16 protein-coding genes are annotated in these 19,231 nt (G+C 60.9%); 9 read left to right on the top strand and 7 right to left on the bottom strand.

The window, feature by feature from the left end; genetic code table 11:
* Positions 1–56: 56 nt before the first annotated feature.
* On the top strand, positions 57–1,283 hold the full coding sequence (locus CAF63_RS03485) for a winged helix-turn-helix domain-containing protein (RefSeq protein ID WP_085683425.1): 1,227 nt from the start codon (positions 57–59) through the stop codon (positions 1,281–1,283).
* 131 nt (positions 1,284–1,414) lie between these two features.
* Here CAF63_RS03485 and CAF63_RS03480 read toward each other — a convergent pair whose 3' ends face one another.
* On the bottom strand, positions 1,415–2,761 hold the full coding sequence (locus tag CAF63_RS03480) for a class II 3-deoxy-7-phosphoheptulonate synthase (protein WP_064383296.1): 1,347 nt from the start codon (positions 2,759–2,761) through the stop codon (positions 1,415–1,417).
* A gap of 151 nt (positions 2,762–2,912) precedes the next feature.
* Between CAF63_RS03480 and CAF63_RS03475 the strand changes: the two genes are divergently transcribed.
* Positions 2,913–3,668, top strand: a complete 756-nt coding sequence (locus CAF63_RS03475) for a spermidine synthase (RefSeq protein ID WP_085683424.1) — start codon at positions 2,913–2,915, stop codon at positions 3,666–3,668.
* A 146-nt stretch (positions 3,669–3,814) separates the two neighbouring features.
* Here the strand turns inward: CAF63_RS03475 and CAF63_RS03470 are convergent, their stop codons facing one another.
* Positions 3,815–4,606 (bottom strand): crotonase/enoyl-CoA hydratase family protein, encoded by a 792-nt coding sequence (locus CAF63_RS03470; protein WP_085683423.1) that lies wholly within the window; start codon positions 4,604–4,606, stop codon positions 3,815–3,817.
* Positions 4,607–5,028: 422 nt separating this feature from the next.
* On the opposite strand from CAF63_RS03470, the gene CAF63_RS03460 reads away from it, so the two are divergent.
* Positions 5,029–6,702: a DEAD/DEAH box helicase gene (locus tag CAF63_RS03460; protein ID WP_007955707.1), complete on the top strand. Its 1,674-nt coding sequence runs from the start codon at positions 5,029–5,031 to the stop codon at positions 6,700–6,702.
* 77 nt (positions 6,703–6,779) lie between these two features.
* On the opposite strand, the gene CAF63_RS03455 is transcribed toward CAF63_RS03460, so the two are convergent.
* Positions 6,780–7,547 carry a class III extradiol ring-cleavage dioxygenase gene (locus tag CAF63_RS03455; RefSeq protein ID WP_085683422.1) on the bottom strand — a complete coding sequence of 256 codons (768 nt, stop codon included), beginning with the start codon at positions 7,545–7,547 and terminating at the stop codon, positions 6,780–6,782.
* Between the two features lie 102 nt (positions 7,548–7,649).
* Here CAF63_RS03455 and CAF63_RS03450 point away from each other — a divergent pair, with 102 nt between their 5' ends.
* Positions 7,650–8,303, top strand: coding sequence for a thiopurine S-methyltransferase (locus tag CAF63_RS03450; protein ID WP_085683421.1), 654 nt, complete (start codon positions 7,650–7,652; stop codon positions 8,301–8,303).
* Positions 8,304–8,362: 59 nt separating this feature from the next.
* On the opposite strand, the gene htpX is transcribed toward CAF63_RS03450, so the two are convergent.
* On the bottom strand, positions 8,363–9,250 hold the full coding sequence (htpX, locus tag CAF63_RS03445; protein WP_085683420.1) for a protease HtpX: 888 nt from the start codon (positions 9,248–9,250) through the stop codon (positions 8,363–8,365).
* Between the two features lie 305 nt (positions 9,251–9,555).
* Positions 9,556–10,767, bottom strand: a complete 1,212-nt coding sequence (locus CAF63_RS03440; RefSeq protein WP_007955711.1) for a pyridoxal phosphate-dependent aminotransferase — start codon at positions 10,765–10,767, stop codon at positions 9,556–9,558.
* Between the two features lie 225 nt (positions 10,768–10,992).
* On the opposite strand from CAF63_RS03440, the gene msrB reads away from it, so the two are divergent.
* From msrB to CAF63_RS03425, 3 genes are all read left to right on the top strand, one after another.
* Entirely contained in the window at positions 10,993–11,388 is a 396-nt protein-coding gene (gene msrB, locus CAF63_RS03435) for a peptide-methionine (R)-S-oxide reductase MsrB (protein WP_085683419.1), read from the top strand.
* Positions 11,389–11,489: 101 nt separating this feature from the next.
* Positions 11,490–11,975 carry a glutathione peroxidase gene (locus CAF63_RS03430; RefSeq protein ID WP_011335290.1) on the top strand — a complete coding sequence of 162 codons (486 nt, stop codon included), beginning with the start codon at positions 11,490–11,492 and terminating at the stop codon, positions 11,973–11,975.
* The gene (locus tag CAF63_RS03425; protein ID WP_085683418.1) at positions 11,972–12,433 is read left to right on the top strand and encodes a MarR family winged helix-turn-helix transcriptional regulator; all 462 of its coding nucleotides are present in this window, start codon (positions 11,972–11,974) and stop codon (positions 12,431–12,433) included. The genes CAF63_RS03430 and CAF63_RS03425 overlap by 4 nt, the downstream gene beginning before the upstream one ends.
* Here the strand turns inward: CAF63_RS03425 and CAF63_RS03420 are convergent.
* Positions 12,417–14,738: a response regulator gene (locus tag CAF63_RS03420; protein WP_085683417.1), complete on the bottom strand. Its 2,322-nt coding sequence runs from the start codon at positions 14,736–14,738 to the stop codon at positions 12,417–12,419. The genes CAF63_RS03425 and CAF63_RS03420 overlap by 17 nt on opposite strands.
* A 166-nt stretch (positions 14,739–14,904) precedes the next feature.
* Here CAF63_RS03420 and CAF63_RS03415 point away from each other — a divergent pair, with 166 nt between their 5' ends.
* Positions 14,905–15,795 carry an ATP-binding protein gene (locus tag CAF63_RS03415; protein ID WP_085683416.1) on the top strand — a complete coding sequence of 297 codons (891 nt, stop codon included), beginning with the start codon at positions 14,905–14,907 and terminating at the stop codon, positions 15,793–15,795.
* The gene (locus CAF63_RS03410; protein WP_011335287.1) at positions 15,792–16,274 is read left to right on the top strand and encodes a GAF domain-containing protein; all 483 of its coding nucleotides are present in this window, start codon (positions 15,792–15,794) and stop codon (positions 16,272–16,274) included. Before CAF63_RS03415 ends, CAF63_RS03410 begins: the two co-directional genes overlap by 4 nt.
* On the opposite strand, the gene CAF63_RS03405 is transcribed toward CAF63_RS03410, so the two are convergent.
* Positions 16,275–19,217: an HD domain-containing phosphohydrolase gene (locus CAF63_RS03405; RefSeq protein WP_085683415.1), complete on the bottom strand. Its 2,943-nt coding sequence runs from the start codon at positions 19,215–19,217 to the stop codon at positions 16,275–16,277.
* Positions 19,218–19,231 lie beyond the last annotated feature (14 nt).

Genomic DNA, 19,231 nt, shown 5'->3' with positions numbered 1-19,231 from the left:
TCGCTACACAAACCACTTTCAGGTGAGGTAGGTTGCGAGCAGACATGGAGGAACACATGCCCGCGACATTGTCCTTTTCCCTTAAACAGGCTCGACGTCTGGCACTGGCTGCCCAAGGGTTTCACGGGCGCCAGCCGCCGGCTGTCAAGGCGATGCACGTCAACCGGCTGATCGAACGCCTCGGCCTGTTGCAGATCGACTCCGTCAACGCCGTGGTGCGCTCGCACTACCTGCCGCTGTTCTCCCGTCTCGGTTCCTATTCTGCTGACTTGCTCGACCAGGCTGCCTGGAGTTCGGGGCGACGTCGTTCGCTGTTCGAATACTGGGGCCATGAAGCGTCGTTATTGCCGCTGTCGATGTACCCGTTGATGGGCTGGCGCATGCAGCGGGCCAAACGCGGTGAAGACATTTATCAGCAACTGGCGCGATTCGGCCGCGAGCAACAGGACACCATTCGCCGAGTGCTGGCGTCGGTCGAGGAGCAGGGCGCATTGGGCGCCGGCAGCCTGTCAACCCGCGAGGAAAAGGCCGGACCGTGGTGGGACTGGAGCGCGGAAAAACATGCGCTGGAATGGTTGTTCGCCGCTGGCGAAGTCACTGTGGCCGGGCGCCGTGGTTTCGAGCGATTGTATGACTTGCCGGAGCGGGTGATTCCGGCTTCCGTGCTGCAACAGCCATTGCCCGATGAAGCCGAGGCGCAACGCGGTTTGCTGCTGCATGCAGCGCAGGCGCTGGGTGTTGGCACGGAAAAAGACCTGCGTGATTACTTCCGACTGAATCCTTCCGATGCCCGCCCGCGTCTGGCCGAACTGGTCGAGGACGGACAACTGCTGACCTGCGAAGTCGCTGGTTGGCGCCAGATCGCTTATTGCCTGCCCGAGCCGAAAATCCCGCGCAAGGTTGAGGCCAGTGCATTGCTGTCACCGTTTGATTCACTGATCTGGGAGCGCAGTCGCACCGAGCGGCTGTTCGACTTCCGCTATCGGCTGGAGATTTACACGCCGCAGGACAAGCGGGTCTACGGCTATTACGTGCTGCCGTTCCTGCACAACGAGCGGATTGCTGCGCGGGTTGATCTGCGCGCCGAACGGGCGGCGGGGCGGTTGGCAGTGCATGCGGTGCACGAGGAAGAAACGGGGCTGGATGACGCGGGGATGCTGGCGCTGGCGCTGAACTTGCGGCGCATGGCGGACTGGTTGGGGCTTGAGCAGGTGCAGCTCAATTGTCAGCGGAAAAGTGCAGGGCGGCTTCGGGTGGCATTGGCCGAAGTTTGCGGCGGCTGAGCGGACGTCATCGCGGGCAAGCCCGGCTCCCACAAGTAACGCGTCGTATACATAAATTGCGTACGACACAAACTCTGTGGGAGCGGGCTTGCCCGCGAATAGGCCAATTCAGACGCTAGAGGTATCGAACCTTAGCGACGAACCTGCTTCAGCGTTTCGGCGATCAAAAACGCCAGTTCCAGCGACTGATCGGCATTCATCCGCGGGTCGCAGTGGGTGTGATAGCGATCCGACAAACCATCTTCAGTGATCGGCCGCGCGCCACCGATGCACTCGGTGACGTTCTGCCCGGTCATCTCGATGTGGATGCCGCCAGCGTAGCTGCCTTCAGCCTCGTGAACCTGGAAGAACTGCTTCACCTCGCCAAGGATCTGCGCGAAGTCGCGAGTCTTGTAGCCGCTGCTGGCCTTGATGGTGTTGCCGTGCATCGGGTCGGAGCTCCACAGCACCTGCTTGCCTTCGCGCTGCACCGCGCGGATCAGCGCCGGCAGGTGATCGCCGACTTTGTTCGCGCCCATCCGTGCGATCAGGTTGAGGCGGCCCGGATCGTTGTCCGGGTTGAGCACGTCGATCAGGCGGATCAGGTCGTCGGGGTTCATGCTCGGGCCGACTTTGACGCCGATCGGATTGTTCACCCCGCGCAGGAATTCGACGTGGGCGCCGTCGAGCTGACGGGTGCGGTCGCCGATCCACAGCATGTGCGCCGAGCAATCGTAGTAATCGTTGGTCAGGCTGTCGCGGCGCACGAAGGCTTCTTCGTAGTTCAGCAGCAGGGCTTCGTGGGCGGTGAAGAAACTGGTTTCGCGCAGTTGCGGCGAGCTGTCCATGCCGCAGGCGCGCATGAACGCCAGGGTTTCATCGATGCGGTCGGCGAGGTGGCTGTACTTCTCGGCTAGCGCCGAGTTGGCGATGAAGTCCAGGTTCCACTTGTGCACCTGATGCAGGTCGGCAAAACCGCCCTGGGCGAAGGCGCGCAGCAGGTTGAGGGTGGCGGTGGATTGGTGATAGGACTGCAGCAGACGCTCCGGGTCCGGTACGCGGCTGGCCGAGTCGAAGCCGATGCCGTTGACGATGTCGCCCCGGTAGGCCGGCAGGGTCACGCCGTCGATGGTCTCGTCATTGGCCGAGCGCGGCTTGGCGAATTGACCAGCCATGCGCCCGACCTTTACCACCGGGCAACCGGCGGCGAAGGTCATGACGATCGCCATTTGCAGCAACACTTTAAAGGTGTCGCGAATCTTGGCGGCGGAGAATTCGGCAAAGCTTTCCGCGCAGTCGCCGCCCTGCAGCAGGAACGCCCGGCCCTGAGTGACTTCGGCAAACTGGCGACGCAGCTCGCGCGCTTCGCCGGCAAACACCAGCGGCGGATAGCTGGCCAGCGTCTGCTCGACCTGGCGCAGATGCGCGGCGTCGGGGTATTGGGGTTGTTGCTGGATCGGCAGGGCGCGCCAGCTGTCAGGGCTCCAGGGTTGGCTCATCACGGTCTCTAAGGTTCTACGCACGGACGGCCATGTTAGCAGCAATTTAGTGCGTGACCTGTTCCCGTCGCTTCGCCGACAATCGCCGCTTTGCCACGGCACAACAGCGGTGCCATCGCGTCACCGCGCCCGGTGACCACCAGGAGACGAAATGACTGAGGAGCGCGTCGAGCTGTTGCTCGCCGAGGTACAGGATGAGTTCGGCGTGATTCGCGTGCTGGAAGTGGCCGACTACCGCTTTCTGGAGTTCGGCGATGCGATCGAGCAAAGCTGCGTGTTTACCGCCGACCCGAGCTGGCTGGAATACGACTACACCCGGGCGATGCTGATTGGCGCGTTGTGCCATGAGCAACCGGAGAGCGCGCTGTTTCTCGGTTTGGGCGCGGGAACGCTGACCCAGGCCTGCCTCAAGTTCCTGCCGCTGGAAGATGTCGAAGCTATCGAACTGCGCCCGGACGTACCGCGTCTGGCTATCGAATACCTCGGGCTGGATGACGATCCTCGGCTGTACATCCGCGTCGGTGATGCCCTTGAACTGCTGCCGACCGCCGAGCCGGCTGACCTGATCTTCGTCGACCTTTACACCGATGTCGGCCCCGGCGCCGGACACCTTGCGTGGAATTTCCTTGGCGATTGTCAGAAACGTCTGAATCCCGGTGGCTGGCTGGTGATCAACCAATGGGCCACCGATGACGGCAAACCCTTGGGCGCGGCGCTGCTGCGCGGGCTCTATCACCGGCATTACTGGGAACTGCCGGTGAAGGAGGGCAACGTGATTCTGATCGTGCCGGCGGATCTTGATCAGGCGCTGGACATGCAGGCGCTTACTGCCCGGGCTGAAGCGCTGGCGCCGAAGCTGGGCTACTCGTTGCAGACGTTGATCAAGGCTATTCGTCCGGCGACTTGAGTTGTCAGTGATGGCCTCTTCGTCGGATCGCCGCCCGGACCAAGCCCGCTCCCACACTGATCGTGTCGTTCACACATTTCTTGTCCGATGCTTGTCCTGTGGGAGCGGGCTTGCCCGCGAAGGCGGCGCTATGACCACTACCCATTTCAGATCCCTTTGAAGACACCGGGTCGCCGCTCCACCAGCGAGCGCACACCTTCCTTGGCGTCTTCAGTGGCCAGCAACTTCTTCACCAGCGGCGGCAAGCTTTTAGCCGCCGCAGTCTCGCCTTCATAGCGCGCCTGACGCGCCGACATCAGCGTCGCCTGCACGCCAAGCGGCGCCTGCCGGGCAATCCGTTCGGCCAGTTCGATGGCGCGCGGCAGCAGATCCTCGCTGGCCATGACTTCCTGCACCAATCCCAGGCGCAAGGCGTCATGGGCATCGAATTCGTCACCGGTCAGCAGCCAGCGCATCGCGTTGCCCCAACCTGCAATCTGATGGAAGCGCAACGTCGCGCCGCCGAACGGAAAGATCCCACGCTGCACTTCCATCTGGGCGAAGCGGGTGTTGCTGGCGCACAGATTGATGTCAGCGGCGAGCATCAGCTCGATACCGATGGTCAGGCAATAACCCTGCGCAGCGACGATCACCGGTTTGCTGACCCGAGGCCCGACGAACACACCCCAGGGATCGCAACCACCGGGCGGCACCTGCCAGCCTTGGGCGAGGGCGGAACTGGCGTTGACCAGATCGAGCCCGGCGGTGAAATGCTCGCCATGCCCGAACACCACCGCCACCCGTGCGTCACTGTCGGCCTCGAATTCGCCGTAGGCCAGGGCCAGGTCGTTGAGCAGGTCTAGGTCGAAGGCATTGCGCTTGGCGGCGCGGTCCAGGCCGATCAAATGCACGTGACCGTGACGCGCACGGCTAACGCGGCCGGGGCAGGGCTGATTCATGGGTGTTTCCTCGCAGGGGAAGAAAGGGTGCAGCGACCAGATGCCGCACGTCGGTGAATCGTTTAAGCGCCATCGCCCGCAGGGCCGGGGTCTTTGAAAAGTAGACCTTTGCCCGATTATCCGCAAAACCCCGTTACACAGCGGTGACAACTGTATTTCACCGATAAAAAAAGCTCCCTTTTCGGGCAAATTCCGGTATAGTGCGCGCCGGCCTTTAACCGGGCCGCGTTTAGGTAGCGCAATTCCCCGAAGTCAGCTTCGGCTGCACGTCCGCACTGCGGGCTCTTCCTTGACGATTCTTTTTCATTCATTCGTTTTCGCAAATCCCCGCCGACAAAGCTGCCAGGGCGACTCTTGAGTCTCAACACGGCATGTGCAGCTTTGGAGCATGGGTCTTTGCGGATGCACTTAGAGGCAGACCCATGACCCAGGAAATCGGCGGCTTCGCCGCTCTTGAACTTCATCCCAATATTGTCGCTGCAGTAGTCGCTACCGGCTATGAAGAGCCTTCGGCCATTCAGCAGCAGTCGATCCCGATCATCCTCGCCGGTCACGATATGATTGGTCAGGCGCAAACCGGTACCGGTAAAACCGCTGCCTTTGCCCTGCCTATCCTGCACCGCATTGATCCGTCCAAGCGCGAGCCGCAAGCTCTGATCCTGGCCCCAACTCGTGAGTTGGCGCTGCAAGTTGCAACCGCTTTCGAAACCTACGCCAAGCAAATGCCGGGCGTGACTGTTGTGGCTGTCTACGGCGGCGCGCCGATGGGCCCACAATTGAAAGCAATCCGTAATGGCGCACAGATCGTTGTCGCCACTCCGGGCCGTCTGTGCGACCACCTGCGTCGCGACGAAAAAGTACTGCAGACCGTGAATCACCTGGTTCTCGACGAAGCAGACGAAATGCTCAAACTGGGCTTCATGGACGACCTCGAAGTCATCTTCAAGGCCATGCCGGAAACCCGTCAGACCGTATTGTTCTCGGCGACCCTGCCGCAATCGATCCGTGCCATCGCCGAGCGTCACCTGCGCGATCCAAAGCACGTGAAGATCCAGAGCAAGACCCAGACCGTTACCGCGATCGAACAGGCTCACCTGTTGGTTCACGCTGACCAGAAGACTTCTGCCGTTCTCAGCTTGCTGGAAGTGGAAGATTTCGACGCTCTGATCATGTTCGTACGCACCAAGCAAGCGACCCTGGATCTGGCCAGCGCCCTCGACGCCAAAGGCTACAAAGCCGCTGCGTTGAACGGCGACATCGCCCAGAACCAGCGTGAGCGCGTGATCGACTCGCTGAAAGATGGCCGTCTGGACATCGTTGTAGCGACCGACGTTGCCGCCCGTGGTCTGGACGTTCCGCGTATCACCCACGTATTCAACGTGGACATGCCGTACGATCCGGAATCCTACGTGCACCGTATCGGCCGTACCGGCCGTGCCGGTCGCGAAGGCCGCGCGCTGCTGTTGGTGACCCCGCGTGAGCGCCGCATGCTGCAGGTAATCGAGCGTGTGACCGGTCAGAAAGTTGCCGAAGTGCGTCTGCCGGACGCTCAGGCCGTTCTCGATGCCCGCATCAAGAAACTGACCAACAGCCTGTCGCCGCTGGTGGCTGACGCCGAATCGACTCACGGTGATCTGCTGGATCGCCTGACCGCCGACATCGGTTGCACCCCGCGTGCCCTGGCTGCCGCTCTGCTGCGCAAGGCCACCAATGGTCAGGCGCTGAACCTGGCAGCGATCGAGAAGGAACGTCCACTGGTGCCAAACAGCGCGCCACGTGGCGACCGTCCTGAGCGTTCCGGTGACCGTCCGGACCGTGGTGATCGCGAGCGTCGTGCTCCGATGCCGCTGGGCGAAGGCCGTGCCCGTTGCCGTACCGCGCTGGGCGCGCGTGACGGTATCGCGGCGAAAAACCTGCTGGGCGCCATCCTCAACGAAGGTGGTCTGGCACGTGAAGCCATCGGTCGCATCCAGGTGCGTGACAGCTTCAGCCTCGTCGAGCTGCCGGAAGATGGTCTGGACAAACTCCTGACCAAGCTGAAGGACACTCGCGTTGCCGGCAAGCAGCTGAAACTGCGTCGCTACCGCGAAGATTGATCCGCCCTTGGGCTGATTGATCGAACATAAAAAATCCCCGACTGGTTCGGGGATTTTTTTTGCCTGCGATTTGGGCATCAGCCGAAGCGGTAGATGTCCATGCCCAGCGCACCCATGGTGAAGCCTTGATGGGCGATGCTGAAATCACCGCCGGCGCCTCGGGCGAAGTACAGTGGTAACAAGTGTTCGTCACTTGGATGGTTGCGCACGGCGTTCGGTGCTTGCTGGCGGTAATCGTGCAAGGCGGCTTCGTCATTGGCAGCCAGCTTGTCGACTATCCAGTCGCGGAAGTCCCGGGCCCACGGCTCGACGCTTTCCGGGCCGGCGTGCCAGTCCAGTTCCCGCAGGTTGTGGGTGATGCTGCCGGAGCCAATCAACAAAATGCCTTGATCGCGCAGACTGGCGAGCGCCTGGCCGACTCGGTTCTGCAGCGCCGGGCCGCCACGGCTGGGCAGGGAAACCTGAACCACCGGGATGTCGGCCTGTGGGTACATCAGCGACAGTGGCACCCAAACGCCGTGATCGAACGGTCGTTGCGGATCGAGGCGTGCCGGCAGGTTGTTGGCGGTCAGCAGGTCGGCGACCTCGCTAGCCAGTTGCGGATTGCCCGGTGCGGGATACTGCACTTCAAACAGCGCGCGGGGGAAACCCCCGAAGTCGTGCCAGGTTTCCGGTTGCGCATGGCCGCTGACCAGCAGTTCATGACTTTCCCAATGAGCGGAAACGATGACAATGGCTTTCGGGCGTGGCAGTTCGGCTGCCAGTCGCGCCAGCGCCGGGCCGCTTGCGCCGGGCTCCAGCGCCAGCATGGGCGAGCCGTGAGAGATAAACAGGCTGGGAAACATGGAAGGGTTCCTGAGCGTTAAGATGGCTCATCTTCAGTCAGTTCATTGATCTAATTCCAATATAAGTTTTAACGCCTTTTGATCGAATTCTTGGGAGGATGCATGCAGCCGGAGTTTTGGCACAAGAAGTGGGAATCCAATCAGATCGGCTTTCACCAGCCTGAGGTGAACCCGTATTTGCAGCGGCACTGGCCCGATCTTGCGATCCCGGCGCAGGCGCGTGTGCTGGTGCCGTTGTGCGGGAAAAGCCTGGATCTGCTGTGGTTGGCCGGGCGTGGGCATCGGGTGCTCGGCGTCGAGCTGTCGGAGAAAGCCGTGGAAGACTTTTTCCTTGAGCAGCAATTGCAGCCGCAGGTGAGCGAGCAGGGCGACTTCAAGGCATATAGCGCCGGAGCGATCGAATTGTGGTGCGGGGATTTCTTCTCGCTGACGGCGGCTGACGTGGCGGGTTGCACCGCGTTGTATGACCGGGCGGCGGTGATTGCCTTGCCGCCAGCGATGCGCGAGCGTTATGCGGCGCACTTGCAGGGTCTTTTGCCGAAATGCCGCGGGCTGTTGGTGACGCTGGATTACGATCAGTCGCAGATGCCCGGGCCGCCATTTTCCGTAGACGATGCCGAAGTGCAGCGATTGTTGGGCAGTGCATGGCGTGTCGAGATGCTGGAAGAACAGGACGTACTCGGTGATAGCTGGAAGTTCGTGCAGGCCGGTGTTACGCGGCTGGAGGAGCGTGTGTACCGGATTGTCGGGGAGTAATCGACAGGCAAAAAAAGGCCCGCATCACTGCGGGCCTTCTCATGGATGCGCCGGTTTGATCAACCGCGACGACGCAGTGCGTCGATACGCTCTTCCAGCGGCGGGTGGCTCATGAACATGCGGGCGAACCCTTGTTTGATGCCACCGTTGATGCCGAAGGCGTTCAGGGTGTCAGGCATGTGTACCGGCAGGCCCTGTTCGGCGCGCAGGCGTTGCAAGGCGTTGATCATCGCGCCCGTACCGGCCAGGCGGGCGCCCGCATCGTCGGCGCGGAACTCGCGTTTGCGCGAGAACCACATCACGATTGCGCTGGCCAGGATGCCCAGCACCAGTTCGGCGAAGATGGTCGCGATGTAATACGCCATGCCTTGGCCTTCTTCGTTCTTGAAGATCACCTTGTCGACGAAGTTGCCGATGATCCGTGCGAAGAACATCACGAAGGTGTTTACCACGCCCTGGATCAGCGCCAGGGTGACCATGTCGCCGTTGGCCACGTGGCCGATCTCGTGGGCCAGCACGGCCCGCACTTCATCTTCCTTGAAGCGCTCGAGCAAGCCCTGGCTGACCGCGACCAGCGCGTCGTTCTTGTTCCAGCCGGTGGCGAAGGCGTTCGCTTCGTAAGCCGGGAAAATCCCGACTTCGGGCATCTTGATCCCGGCTTCCCGGGACAGTTGCTCGACGGTTTGCAGCAGCCATTGTTCGTGGCGGGTGCGCGGCTGGGTAATGATCTGGGTGCTGGTGCTCATCTTCGCCATCCACTTGGAGATGAACAGCGAGACCAGGGAACCGGCAAAACCAAAGACTGCACAGAAAACCAGCAGCTGACTGAGGTTGAGATCAACCCCGTTGGCCGCCATGAACCCGTTGAAGCCGAAAAGGCTCAGGGTGATGCTGGCTATCAGCACGACCGCCAGGTTAGTGGCCAAAAACAGCAGGATGCGCATCATGGTTGTAGAAATCTCCTCAAGCTAAAGATGTAGCGTTCTGCGGGGTATATAAGGTGCGGCACCGGGTGATTCAACCGAGTGACTATTTCAAACTGTGTCCTACGCCGGATTCGCCTGGATATCGGATATTTCCCACCCCTTCAATCGACAGGGATGACAGGCATATGCCACCCACAGCCGTTGCATCAGGCGTGCATGATCCGTATGAATCGCAAGTGTAGAAGGTACTGGAGGAGGGGCTGAGCAGAAGTGTTGCTGAATCAGACAGTGCGCAACGTTCGGGGCCGTTGCGCACTGAGCGCCGGTTACTGGCGGTAGGACTTGAGGAAGTTGCCGATACGACCGATGGCCATGTCCAGGTCATCGACCCGCGGCAGGGTGACCACGCGGAAGTGGTCAGGCCACGGCCAGTTGAACGCCGTGCCTTGCACCACCAGCAGCTTCTCGGAAAGCAGCAGGTCGAGCACGAATTTTTCGTCGTTGTGGATCGGGCAGACCTTCGGATCAATCTTCGGGAAAGCGTAAAGCGCGCCCATCGGCTTGACGCAGCTCACGCCGGGAATATCGTTAAGCAACTCCCAGGTGCGGTTGCGCTGTTCCAGCAGGCGACCTTGCGGCAGCACCAGATCGTTGATGCTCTGATAGCCGCCGAGAGCGGTCTGGATAGCGTGCTGGCTCGGTACGTTGGCGCACAGACGCATATTGGCCAGCATGTCGATGCCTTCGATGTAGCTGTGGGCGTTGTGTTTCGGCCCGGAAATGGCGATCCAGCCGGAACGGAAACCCGCCACGCGATATGACTTGGACAGACCGTTGAAGGTCAGGCACAACAGATCCGGGGCCAGCGAGGCGGTGCAGATGTGCACGGCATCGTCGTAGAGAATCTTGTCGTAGATTTCATCGGAGAACACTACCAGATTGTGCTGGCGAGCCAGTTCGAGCATGCCCAGCAGCACTTCCTTCGAATACACCGCGCCGGTCGGGTTGTTCGGGTTGATGATCACCATCGCCTTGGTGTTCGGGGTGATCTTGGCCTTGATGTCGGCCAGGTCCGGGAACCAGTCGGCGCCCTCGTCGCACAGGTAGTGCACCGCGTTACCGCCGGCCAGGCTCACGGCCGCAGTCCACAGCGGATAGTCCGGCGCCGGTACCAGCACTTCATCGCCGTTGTTGAGCAGTGCCTGCAACGACATCACGATCAGCTCGGACACGCCGTTGCCCAGGTAGATGTCTTCGATACCGACACCTTCGACCTGCTTCTGCTGGTAGTACTGCATCACCGCCTTGCGGGCGCTGAACAGGCCTTTGGAGTCGCTGTAGCCCTGGGCAGTGGGCAGGTTGCGGATCACATCCTGGAGAATTTCGTCCGGCGCTTCGAAACCAAAAGGCGCCGGGTTGCCGATGTTCAGCTTGAGGATGCGATGGCCTTCCTCTTCCAGGCGTTTGGCGTGCTTGAGCACCGGGCCGCGAATGTCGTAGCAGACGTTGGCGAGCTTGTTCGATTTGCTGAACTGCATGGCGATGTGATCCCGAAAATGAACGATCCAGGCGGCGGGTGGACAACCGTGCTGGGAATCCTGCGTCTTCACACAGGCAAGCGTCTTGAGCGGCGGTTTCCAACAATCCGTTTGAATGCGCAGGAACCCGCTGCCAGACTGGCGTGTGACGAGGCGCAATCATACGTGCCGCCCGATCCGTGGAAAAGGTACAGATCGGGCTTTTTCAGCCGCTGAGGTGTGAAGATGGAAAAGATTGAAAAGACCCTGGAAGAATGGCGGGCGATGCTCGACCCCGAGCAATACAACGTGTGCCGTCTCAGTGCTACCGAGCGACCGTTTTCCGGTAAATACAACGGCACCAAAACCGATGGCGTTTACCACTGCGTCTGCTGCAACGAGCCGCTGTTTGATTCCAAGACCAAATTCGACTCCGGCTGCGGCTGGCCAAGCTTCTACGCGCCGATCGGCGAGAGCGCCATGACCGAAATCCGTGACACCAGCCACGGCATGATCCGCACCGAAGTGAAATGCGCCAGGTGCGATGCGCACCTGGGCCACGTATTCCCCGACGGCCCGCCGCCGACCGGCCTGCGTTACTGCATCAACTCGGTGTGCCTGGACCTGGTGCCACGCGAGTAAACGATACGGGCGATCCACGGGTCGCCTTTCGAGCAATTAAATTGCACACAATTCAATTGCTCGCTATTTTTGCCGTCTATCCATTTTCAAGAGTGCGCACCATGAGCGATAACCTGCTGAACATTCCGTGCACCACCATCAAAGGCGAGCAGAAGACCCTCGCCGATTTCGCTGGCAAGGCGGTGCTGGTGGTCAATACCGCCAGCAAATGCGGTTTCACGCCGCAGTACAAAGGCCTTGAGGAGCTGTGGCAGACCTATAAGGATCAGGGGCTGGTGGTGCTGGGCTTCCCGTGCAATCAGTTCGGCAAGCAGGAGCCGGGCAACGAGGGTGCCATCAGCGAGTTCTGCGAGCTGAACTACGGCGTCAGCTTCCCGCTGTTCAAGAAGATCGAAGTCAACGGTACCGGCGCCCATCCGCTGTTCGTGCAGTTGAAGAAACGCGCACCGGGCGTGCTGGGCTCCCAGGGTATCAAGTGGAATTTCACCAAGTTCCTGATCGGCAAGGACGGCCAGTTGGTCAAGCGCTTCGCCCCGGCCACCAAGCCGCAGGATCTGAGCCGCGAGATCGAAGCCCTGCTCAAATGAACAACCTGTCCGCCGATTCGCTGAAGCTCGACAGTCAGCTGTGCTTCAAGTTGTATGCCGCATCGCGGGCGGTGATCCGTGCCTACAAGCCGATGCTCGATCGGCTCGGCCTGACCTACCCGCAATACCTGGCGATGCTGGTGTTGTGGGAATGGCAGCAAACCGTGCCGGAGCAACCGACGGTCAAGGCGCTGGGTGAGCGGTTGGCACTGGATTCCGGCACGCTGACGCCGCTGCTCAAGCGTCTGGAACAATTGCAACTGGTGCAACGCCAGAGATCGGCCCGGGACGAGCGTGAGGTTCATCTGAGCCTCACGCCGCAGGGGCAGGCGCTGCGTGAACAGGTCGGGCCGTTGAAGGCGCGGCTGTTGTGCGACAGCGGGGTGGATCTGGACCGGCTCAATGAACTTCGTGTGGGGCTCGATCACTTGCTGGGGCAGATCAAAGCGCTGTCGTAGTGGGAATCCACTGGTCCAGCAGGGCCGCCAGCTCTTCTCGACGAAACGGTTTGGCCAGATAGTCGCTCATGCCCGCCGCCCTGCAGCGTTCGCGTTCTTCGGACATGGCGTTGGCGGTCAGGGCGACGATCGGCAGGTTCGGCCAGCGACCGCTCTGGCGGATCTGGCGACTGGCCTCGTAACCGTCCATCACGGGCATGTTGCAGTCCATCAGTACCAGATCGAATTCGGCGTGCTCCAGCTGATCCAGTGCTTCGGCTCCATGAGAGGCGACCACCACTTCGCAGCCGAGTTTGGCTAGCATGCCTTTGGCCACCAATTGATTGACCGGATTGTCCTCCACCAGCAGCACCCGTCCGCGGCGTTGAGAAGGCACGCTCTCGAGGCGTGTACTGTCGATGGTGATGACGTCTGGCTGCAGTGTTCTGCGCAGGTTCTGATACAGCGCGTTACGCGCCAGCGGACGTGCCTGTTGTTGCAGCGGGGCGAGGGCCGCCGCTTCTTCCCCCGGCATGAAACTGCCGTAGGCGGTCACCAGCAGGATCGGCGCGGTCATGGCCGGGCGCAGGCCGAACAGGCATTCAGGGCAATCGGTGATGATGACATCCGGAGTCAGGCCGAGCAGTGAATCGTCGAGCGTACGTTGCTGGTACGTCAGCCCCCAGACCGGAACCAGACTTTCCAGCAACTCCGCCAGACCGCTGACCGCAGAGGTGATGGCCAGCACGTTGCCGCGCAGCGGTGGCGGAATCACCGCGCGGGTATGGCAGGGCAGAGGCAGATCGGCGCAGAACTGACTGCCGAAACCCACTTCCGAGCTGATCGTAAGCCGTCCCTGCATGGCTTCGCACAGGTTGTACGTCAATGCCAGGCCCAACCCGGTGCCGCCATATTGCCGGGTGATGCCGGCGCCAGCCTGGGTGAACGGCTGGAAGATCTTTACCTGTGCTTCCCGCGCGATGCCTATTCCGGTGTCGCAGACTTCAATGCGAACCCCGTCCTTCCAGGTGGACAACCGCACATCGACCCGACCGAAGCGGGTGAATTTCAGCGCATTGGATAACAGGTTGCTGACGATCTGCCTGACCCGGGTCGGATCGCCGAGCACCAGCGCCGGGAAGTACGGATCGATCAGGCAGGTCAGTTCGACGCTCGGCGCTGCGTTCTGCGACAGCAGGTTGGCGGTGTCTTCGATCAGCGAGCCGAGATCGAACGGAATGTGTTCGAGTTCCAGTTGCCCGGCATCGAATTTCGACAGGTCGAGAATATCGTTGAGCAACTCCACCAACACCTTGCCCGAGTCGTGGGCGATGGACAGTTGTTGCTGTTGTTCGGCGTTGAGCGGGCCGTCGAGCGACAGGGCGATCATCCCCAGCAGGCCGTTGAGCGGGGTGCGGATCTCGTGGCTCATGTTGGCCAGGAATGCCGAACGTGCCTCGGCCATGTCCAGCGCAGTGCTGCGGGCCACTTCCAGTTCCTGGTTGGACTGACTGAGGCGCGCGTTGATCGCCTTGAGCTCGGCAGTACGTGCGGACACGATGTCTTCAAGTTGCGCGAGGTAGTCGGTGAGGCGGTTTTCCGCATTGCGCCGCTGCTGTATTTCGGTGGCGATGTTTTCGAACTGCTGGTTGGCAACCTTGACCAGCACGCCGATCTCGTCATTGGCGTGCCCGCCCGGACATTCCAGGGTGGTCGGCTCGGCGCTGCGCGGGTCGCGGCCGCTCAGTTCGCGGATCACCCGCACCAGCGGCTTGGTCAGCATTACGTAGAACAGCGCGAGCAGAATCCCGGTGAGAATCAGGCTGCGGGCGAAACCGTTGAGCAGCGTGACCTCGGCCCGGCGCAGGAAGCGGCTGCCGAAGGCGTAGGTGTCGACTTCCAGGCTCAGGGTGCCGAGGGATTCGTTGGGCAAGTGATCGAGATAGAGGCGGTCTTCGAACTGGCGTTTGGCGCCGAACAGGAAATCGCTGATCATCCGGTAACCGCTTTGCAGCTCGGGACGTTTGACGTTGGCCAGCACCGTCTGATTGTTGTCGGTCAGTTGTGCGGAAATGATCGCCGGCGAACGCAACAGCCCCAGGGTCAGTTCCTGCGCCAGTTCGGCATCGATGTTATAGGCGATGCGTGACGCTGGATTGTGGCTGATTTCCAGCAAGGACAGGATTTCACGGTTGATGGACGCGTCTTCACTGGCATAATCGATGCCGATTTGCAGCAGGCTGAGCAGCGTGCCCAGAATGAACCCGACCAGCACGGTAAGCCGGGCCTGTTTGTACGACAGCCGGTGGGTGAATTTGATATCCATGGGGTGTTGAACCACTTCCGTTTCCCTTCGCTGCTCAAGCATAGTCGATCATGCACGGATTCCGGAGTTCCCGAATCGCCTTGTAACAAGGGTCGGGACAGGATTCGAACGCTGTCTGTCGTCGCTGTACCGCCATCATTACTGTGAACGAGCCCGAGGAGAAGACGTGGATTCCCGATTGAATGCTTTTCTTGAACGCGCCGAGTCGGTTCTGGCGCGGATCGAGCCGTTGTTGCCGGCACCGCGCCCGGTCATCGACTGGAATACCTGTCTCGCCGCCCGTTGGCAGCGTGACGGTCGCAGCGGTTATCTGCTGCCGCTGGAAGTCAGCCTCGACATGCGCTTGTCAGACCTGATCGGTGTCGACCGGCAGCTGGAGCAACTGGGCCGCAACACTCAGCAATTTCTCGACGGCATGCCGGCCAACCATGCGTTGCTGTGGGGGTCGCGTGGCACCGGTAAATCGTCGCTGGTGCGCGCGCTGCTGGCAGAGCACGCCAAGGCCGGTTTGCGTCTGATCGAAATCGAGCGCGATCACCTGGCGGATCTGCCACGGGTGGTGGAGCAGATCGCCAAGCTGCCGCAGCGCTTTGTGCTGTTTTGCGACGACCTGTCGTTCGAGTCCGGCGAAGGCGATTATCGCGTGTTGAAAAGCGTGCTGGACGGCTCGCTCGAACAGGCGCCGGACAACGTGTTGTTGTACGCCACCTCCAACCGTCGCCATCTGGTGCCAGAAAAGGAAAGTGACAACGAAAACTGGAAGCGCGTCGATGGCGAACTGCATCCGAGCGAGGCGGTGGAAGACAAAATCGCGCTGTCGGATCGCTTTGGCCTGTGGCTGTCGTTCTATCCGTTTACCCAGGAACATTTCCTCAACGTCGTCGAACACTGGATCGGCCAGTTGGCCGCCAAGGCCGGCCTGAGCTGGCAGCGCGACGAACAGCTGGACATTCTCGCCGTGCGCTGGGCGACCGGCCGTGGCAACCGCAACGGACGTTGCGCGTACCAATTCGCCCGTTACTGGGTGGGACTGAAATTGTTGGAGCACAAGGCATGATTGATTTGCAACAGAGCGGCCAGGGCCTCGAAGGCTATGGCATGTTGGCCGCGCAACTGGAGTCGTTGCTGGCGGACGAACGCGATTTCATCGCCAACGCCGCACAGTTTTCGGCGTTCCTGTTCAACCAGCTCGATGACTTGAACTGGGCCGGTTTCTACCTCAATCGCAACGAAGAGCTGGTGCTCGGCCCGTTTCAGGGCCAGATCGCCTGCGTGCGCATTCCGTTCGGTCGCGGTGTGTGCGGCGCGGCGGCTGCCAGCCTGCAGACGCAACGGGTTGAAGACGTTCACGCGTTTCCGGGCCATATCGCTTGCGACAGCGCGTCGAACAGCGAGCTGGTCGTGCCGTTGGTCAAGGATGGTCGCCTGATCGGCGTGCTCGACCTCGACAGCCCGAAGCTCGCGCGTTTCGGTGCCGACGATCAGGCCGGGATCGAACAACTGGCGGCGATCTTCCTGCGACTGACCGACTGCTGATCACTCTGCCAGACCTGCCTTGAGCAGTACGGCCGCCGGGTCCACGGCATCGATCTGCCGTGGATCGAGAAAACGCGTGGCGTACTGCAGATACACGCCATCGCGGATGAACAGGCCGAACAGCTCGGCGTCAATGTGCGCCTCACGACACATGGTCGACATGATTCCCAAGGCTTCGCTCAGGGTCTTGGCCTTCTTGTACGGGCGGTCGGCGGCGGTCAGCGCTTCGAAAATGTCGGCAATCGCCATCATCCGCGCCGGCAGGCTCATGTCTTCGCGCTTCAGACGCTTGGGATAACCGGTGCCGTCCATTTTTTCATGATGCCCACCGGCAATTTCCGCGATGCTTTTCAGGTGTTCGGGGAAGGGCAGATGACTGAGCATCAGGATCGTCTGCACAATGTGATGGTTGATGATGTAGCGCTCCTCCCGTGTGAGGGTGCCGCGAGGGATGCTGAGGTTGTACAGTTCGCCGCGATTGTATTTGTAGTGCGGAACGTCAAGCTTGAAACCCCATGGATTGTCTTCGGGAATCAGCTCCCCATCGGCGCGTTCGAGCAGATGTTCGGGCTTGTCGGCCAGCAGCGGTTCGCTGACCGGCAAGGTCGGTGCCGGAGTCTTTGCCTGACGCCGGTTCTCTTCCCAAGACAGACCCAGTCGATTATCCAGTGTGCGCACCCAGGTGCGCTGCGCGATGCCTTGCAGACGTTCCAGGTCCGCCTCTGCCATCGCTTCTGAGCCCAGATTGCAGCGAGCGACAAACGCGAAGTCATCGTCCAGGGCTATGAGCGTCGCGTCGCGCAGGTCGGCAAGTTGGACCTCGTCACCGCCCATCGCCACGGCTTGCCAGTAGTTGATCCAGGCGTCGCGTTTGAGCACCTCGAAGCGGGTGCGGATTTCGTGGAGACGATCGTTCAGGGTTTCCAGTTTGGTGGCCTTGTCGACCACATATTCCGGTGTCGTGACCTTGCCGCAATCGTGCAGCCACGCAGCGATGTGCAAGGCCTCCCATTCGTCCTCGTTCGGCTGGTAATCGCGAAAAGCCGGGGCCTGGCTGGCCGCCGCCGCATGGGCGAGCATCAGGGCCAGCTCCGGCACTCGTTGGCAATGCCCGCCGGTGTAGGGGCTTTTGGCGTCGATGGCGCCGGCCAGGAGTTGAATGAATGCATCCATCAGTTGTTTCTGTCGGGCTTGCAGACGCTGGCTTTCGATGCTCACGGCTGCCGCGCCGGACACCGCCTGCAGGAACGCGATGCGATCCGGGCGGAGTTTTTCCAGGTCGGCCACAGTACCGCTGTCATTGATGAGCAATACCAGCAAGCCGACGGTCTCGTTGTGACGGTTATGCAGGCGTATACCGATCAAATGCACCCGTGGCGAGTCCAGTGCCAGCAGCACTTTCTGTAAATCGCCGGCCTGTTCGAAGCCGAGATTGCTCACGACGGTGTCGGCATTTTCCAGTTTCCGGAACCATTCAGGATTCTGTGAGACATCGATACCGCGATCCTGAATTTCAAACGCGGTCAGCGTTTGTGATGTTCCATCGATTACCAGCCCACAGGGCTCCATGCGATTGCCATCGTTCTCGCGCAAATAGATCAGCCCTGCCTGGGCCTGCGCGATCTGCACCGTTTCGAACAGTACCCGATGCAGCAGCGGCGCGAAGCGGGTTTCGGCGGTCAGGCTATCAGTGATGCGGAAAAAACTGGCGAGGGTATCTTTCATACGGGCCATCGAAAGACTCAGTTGGTCCACCTCGAGCACCAGGGATCGACGGGTCACCGGGAAGTTGAAGTCGAAACTGCGGATCGCATCGGCTTCCTTGACCAGAGCATGCAGTGGTTTGACCAGAACTCGCGAGATCAGCCAGCCCAACGGCAGGCAAAGCAGCAGGGTGGCCAGCGTAATCAGCGCACCTTGCCAGCGTATGCGATAGGCGTCGGCCAGCAACTCGTCCTCCGGCACCAGCAACGCCATCTGCAAACCCTTTGGTCCGCCTTCCTGCAAGTGGCTGCGGGCGACGATCCATTGTCGACCTTCGGCTTTGAGGCGGTTGCCCTGATGGCCGGACAACAATGCGTGCAGACCGGGGCTCAGGTCGGCGGCCTTGGCCAGACGTGCCGTTCGGTCATCGACGATCAGCCGGCGACTGTCGGGATAGGCGACGGCGTTGCCATCGGCATCGAACAGGACGATTTCCGTGGCCGGCGTCACTACGTGTTTGATCAGCGTCGCCGATAGCGTGTCGAGGGTCAGGTCGGCGGCGATGACGGCGTTTTCGCCGCTGCGACGGGCCAGGGTCGTGCCGACATTGTGCGTGGAGAAAAAAATATAAGGTTCGGTGGTGATCTGCTCGTTTTGTTGACGTGCATTTATATACCAGGCCCGGCCGCGTGGGTCGTAAGAATCGTCAGGGTTGTCCTGGCGGCCGACCGGGGACAGTGCCTGATCGAAGAACAGCGACTGTGAATGCGCCTGGCCGCTGGCATCATGCTCAATGCTCCAGACCTGATACGCCGCCGCTTCCGGCGCCTTGAGCAAGGTTTTCAGTGCCGTTGTGCGCAAGGGGCGCACCATGAAAAAATCGCCATTGCCATAGCCCAGGTACAGCGAGGCCAGATCCGGGTTGTCCGTCAGGGACTGGCTGAACGGCTCGAGCAGCACCAGACGCTGTTCAAGGCGGGAAGCACGAGTGGCCGGGTTGTGTGTCAGCAGGCCAAGCAAATGCCGAATTGGTGCGTAGGTAGATTGCAGATCCAGACGTACATCCTGCTCGATGCGGTTGAACAACTTTTCGCTGCTTGAAAGGATGATCTGTGTGGTCTGCCGGTAGTTGAACAAGCCCAGCACTACCCCGGTGAGCAACAACAGAAAGGTAAACATGACGCTGATGTGCACATGCAGCGGAAACCGGCGTTGATCCGGGCGCAGTGGGCTGGGCATTGCGGACTCTCCGT

This window comes from Pseudomonas sp. B20(2017), assembly GCF_002113125.1.
Classification (GTDB): Bacteria; Pseudomonadota; Gammaproteobacteria; order Pseudomonadales; family Pseudomonadaceae; genus Aquipseudomonas.
Note: the sequence above shows the minus strand (reverse complement) of the source record. Positions and strands in the feature narration are given on the sequence as shown.

Excerpts from the sequence above, each read along its gene's own strand:
- CAF63_RS03485 (WP_085683425.1), top strand. The coding sequence starts at position 57 with ATGCCCGCGACATTGTCCTTTTCCCTTAAACAGGCTCGACGTCTGGCA.
- CAF63_RS03480 (WP_064383296.1), bottom strand. The coding sequence starts at position 2,761 with ATGAGCCAACCCTGGAGCCCTGACAGCTGGCGCGCCCTGCCGATCCAG.
- CAF63_RS03475 (WP_085683424.1), top strand. The coding sequence starts at position 2,913 with ATGACTGAGGAGCGCGTCGAGCTGTTGCTCGCCGAGGTACAGGATGAG.
- CAF63_RS03470 (WP_085683423.1), bottom strand. The coding sequence starts at position 4,606 with ATGAATCAGCCCTGCCCCGGCCGCGTTAGCCGTGCGCGTCACGGTCAC.
- CAF63_RS03460 (WP_007955707.1), top strand. The coding sequence starts at position 5,029 with ATGACCCAGGAAATCGGCGGCTTCGCCGCTCTTGAACTTCATCCCAAT.
- CAF63_RS03455 (WP_085683422.1), bottom strand. The coding sequence starts at position 7,547 with ATGTTTCCCAGCCTGTTTATCTCTCACGGCTCGCCCATGCTGGCGCTG.
- CAF63_RS03450 (WP_085683421.1), top strand. The coding sequence starts at position 7,650 with ATGCAGCCGGAGTTTTGGCACAAGAAGTGGGAATCCAATCAGATCGGC.
- htpX (WP_085683420.1), bottom strand. The coding sequence starts at position 9,250 with ATGATGCGCATCCTGCTGTTTTTGGCCACTAACCTGGCGGTCGTGCTG.
- CAF63_RS03440 (WP_007955711.1), bottom strand. The coding sequence starts at position 10,767 with ATGCAGTTCAGCAAATCGAACAAGCTCGCCAACGTCTGCTACGACATT.
- msrB (WP_085683419.1), top strand. The coding sequence starts at position 10,993 with ATGGAAAAGATTGAAAAGACCCTGGAAGAATGGCGGGCGATGCTCGAC.
- CAF63_RS03430 (WP_011335290.1), top strand. The coding sequence starts at position 11,490 with ATGAGCGATAACCTGCTGAACATTCCGTGCACCACCATCAAAGGCGAG.
- CAF63_RS03425 (WP_085683418.1), top strand. The coding sequence starts at position 11,972 with ATGAACAACCTGTCCGCCGATTCGCTGAAGCTCGACAGTCAGCTGTGC.
- CAF63_RS03420 (WP_085683417.1), bottom strand. The coding sequence starts at position 14,738 with ATGGATATCAAATTCACCCACCGGCTGTCGTACAAACAGGCCCGGCTT.
- CAF63_RS03410 (WP_011335287.1), top strand. The coding sequence starts at position 15,792 with ATGATTGATTTGCAACAGAGCGGCCAGGGCCTCGAAGGCTATGGCATG.
- CAF63_RS03405 (WP_085683415.1), bottom strand. The coding sequence starts at position 19,217 with ATGCCCAGCCCACTGCGCCCGGATCAACGCCGGTTTCCGCTGCATGTG.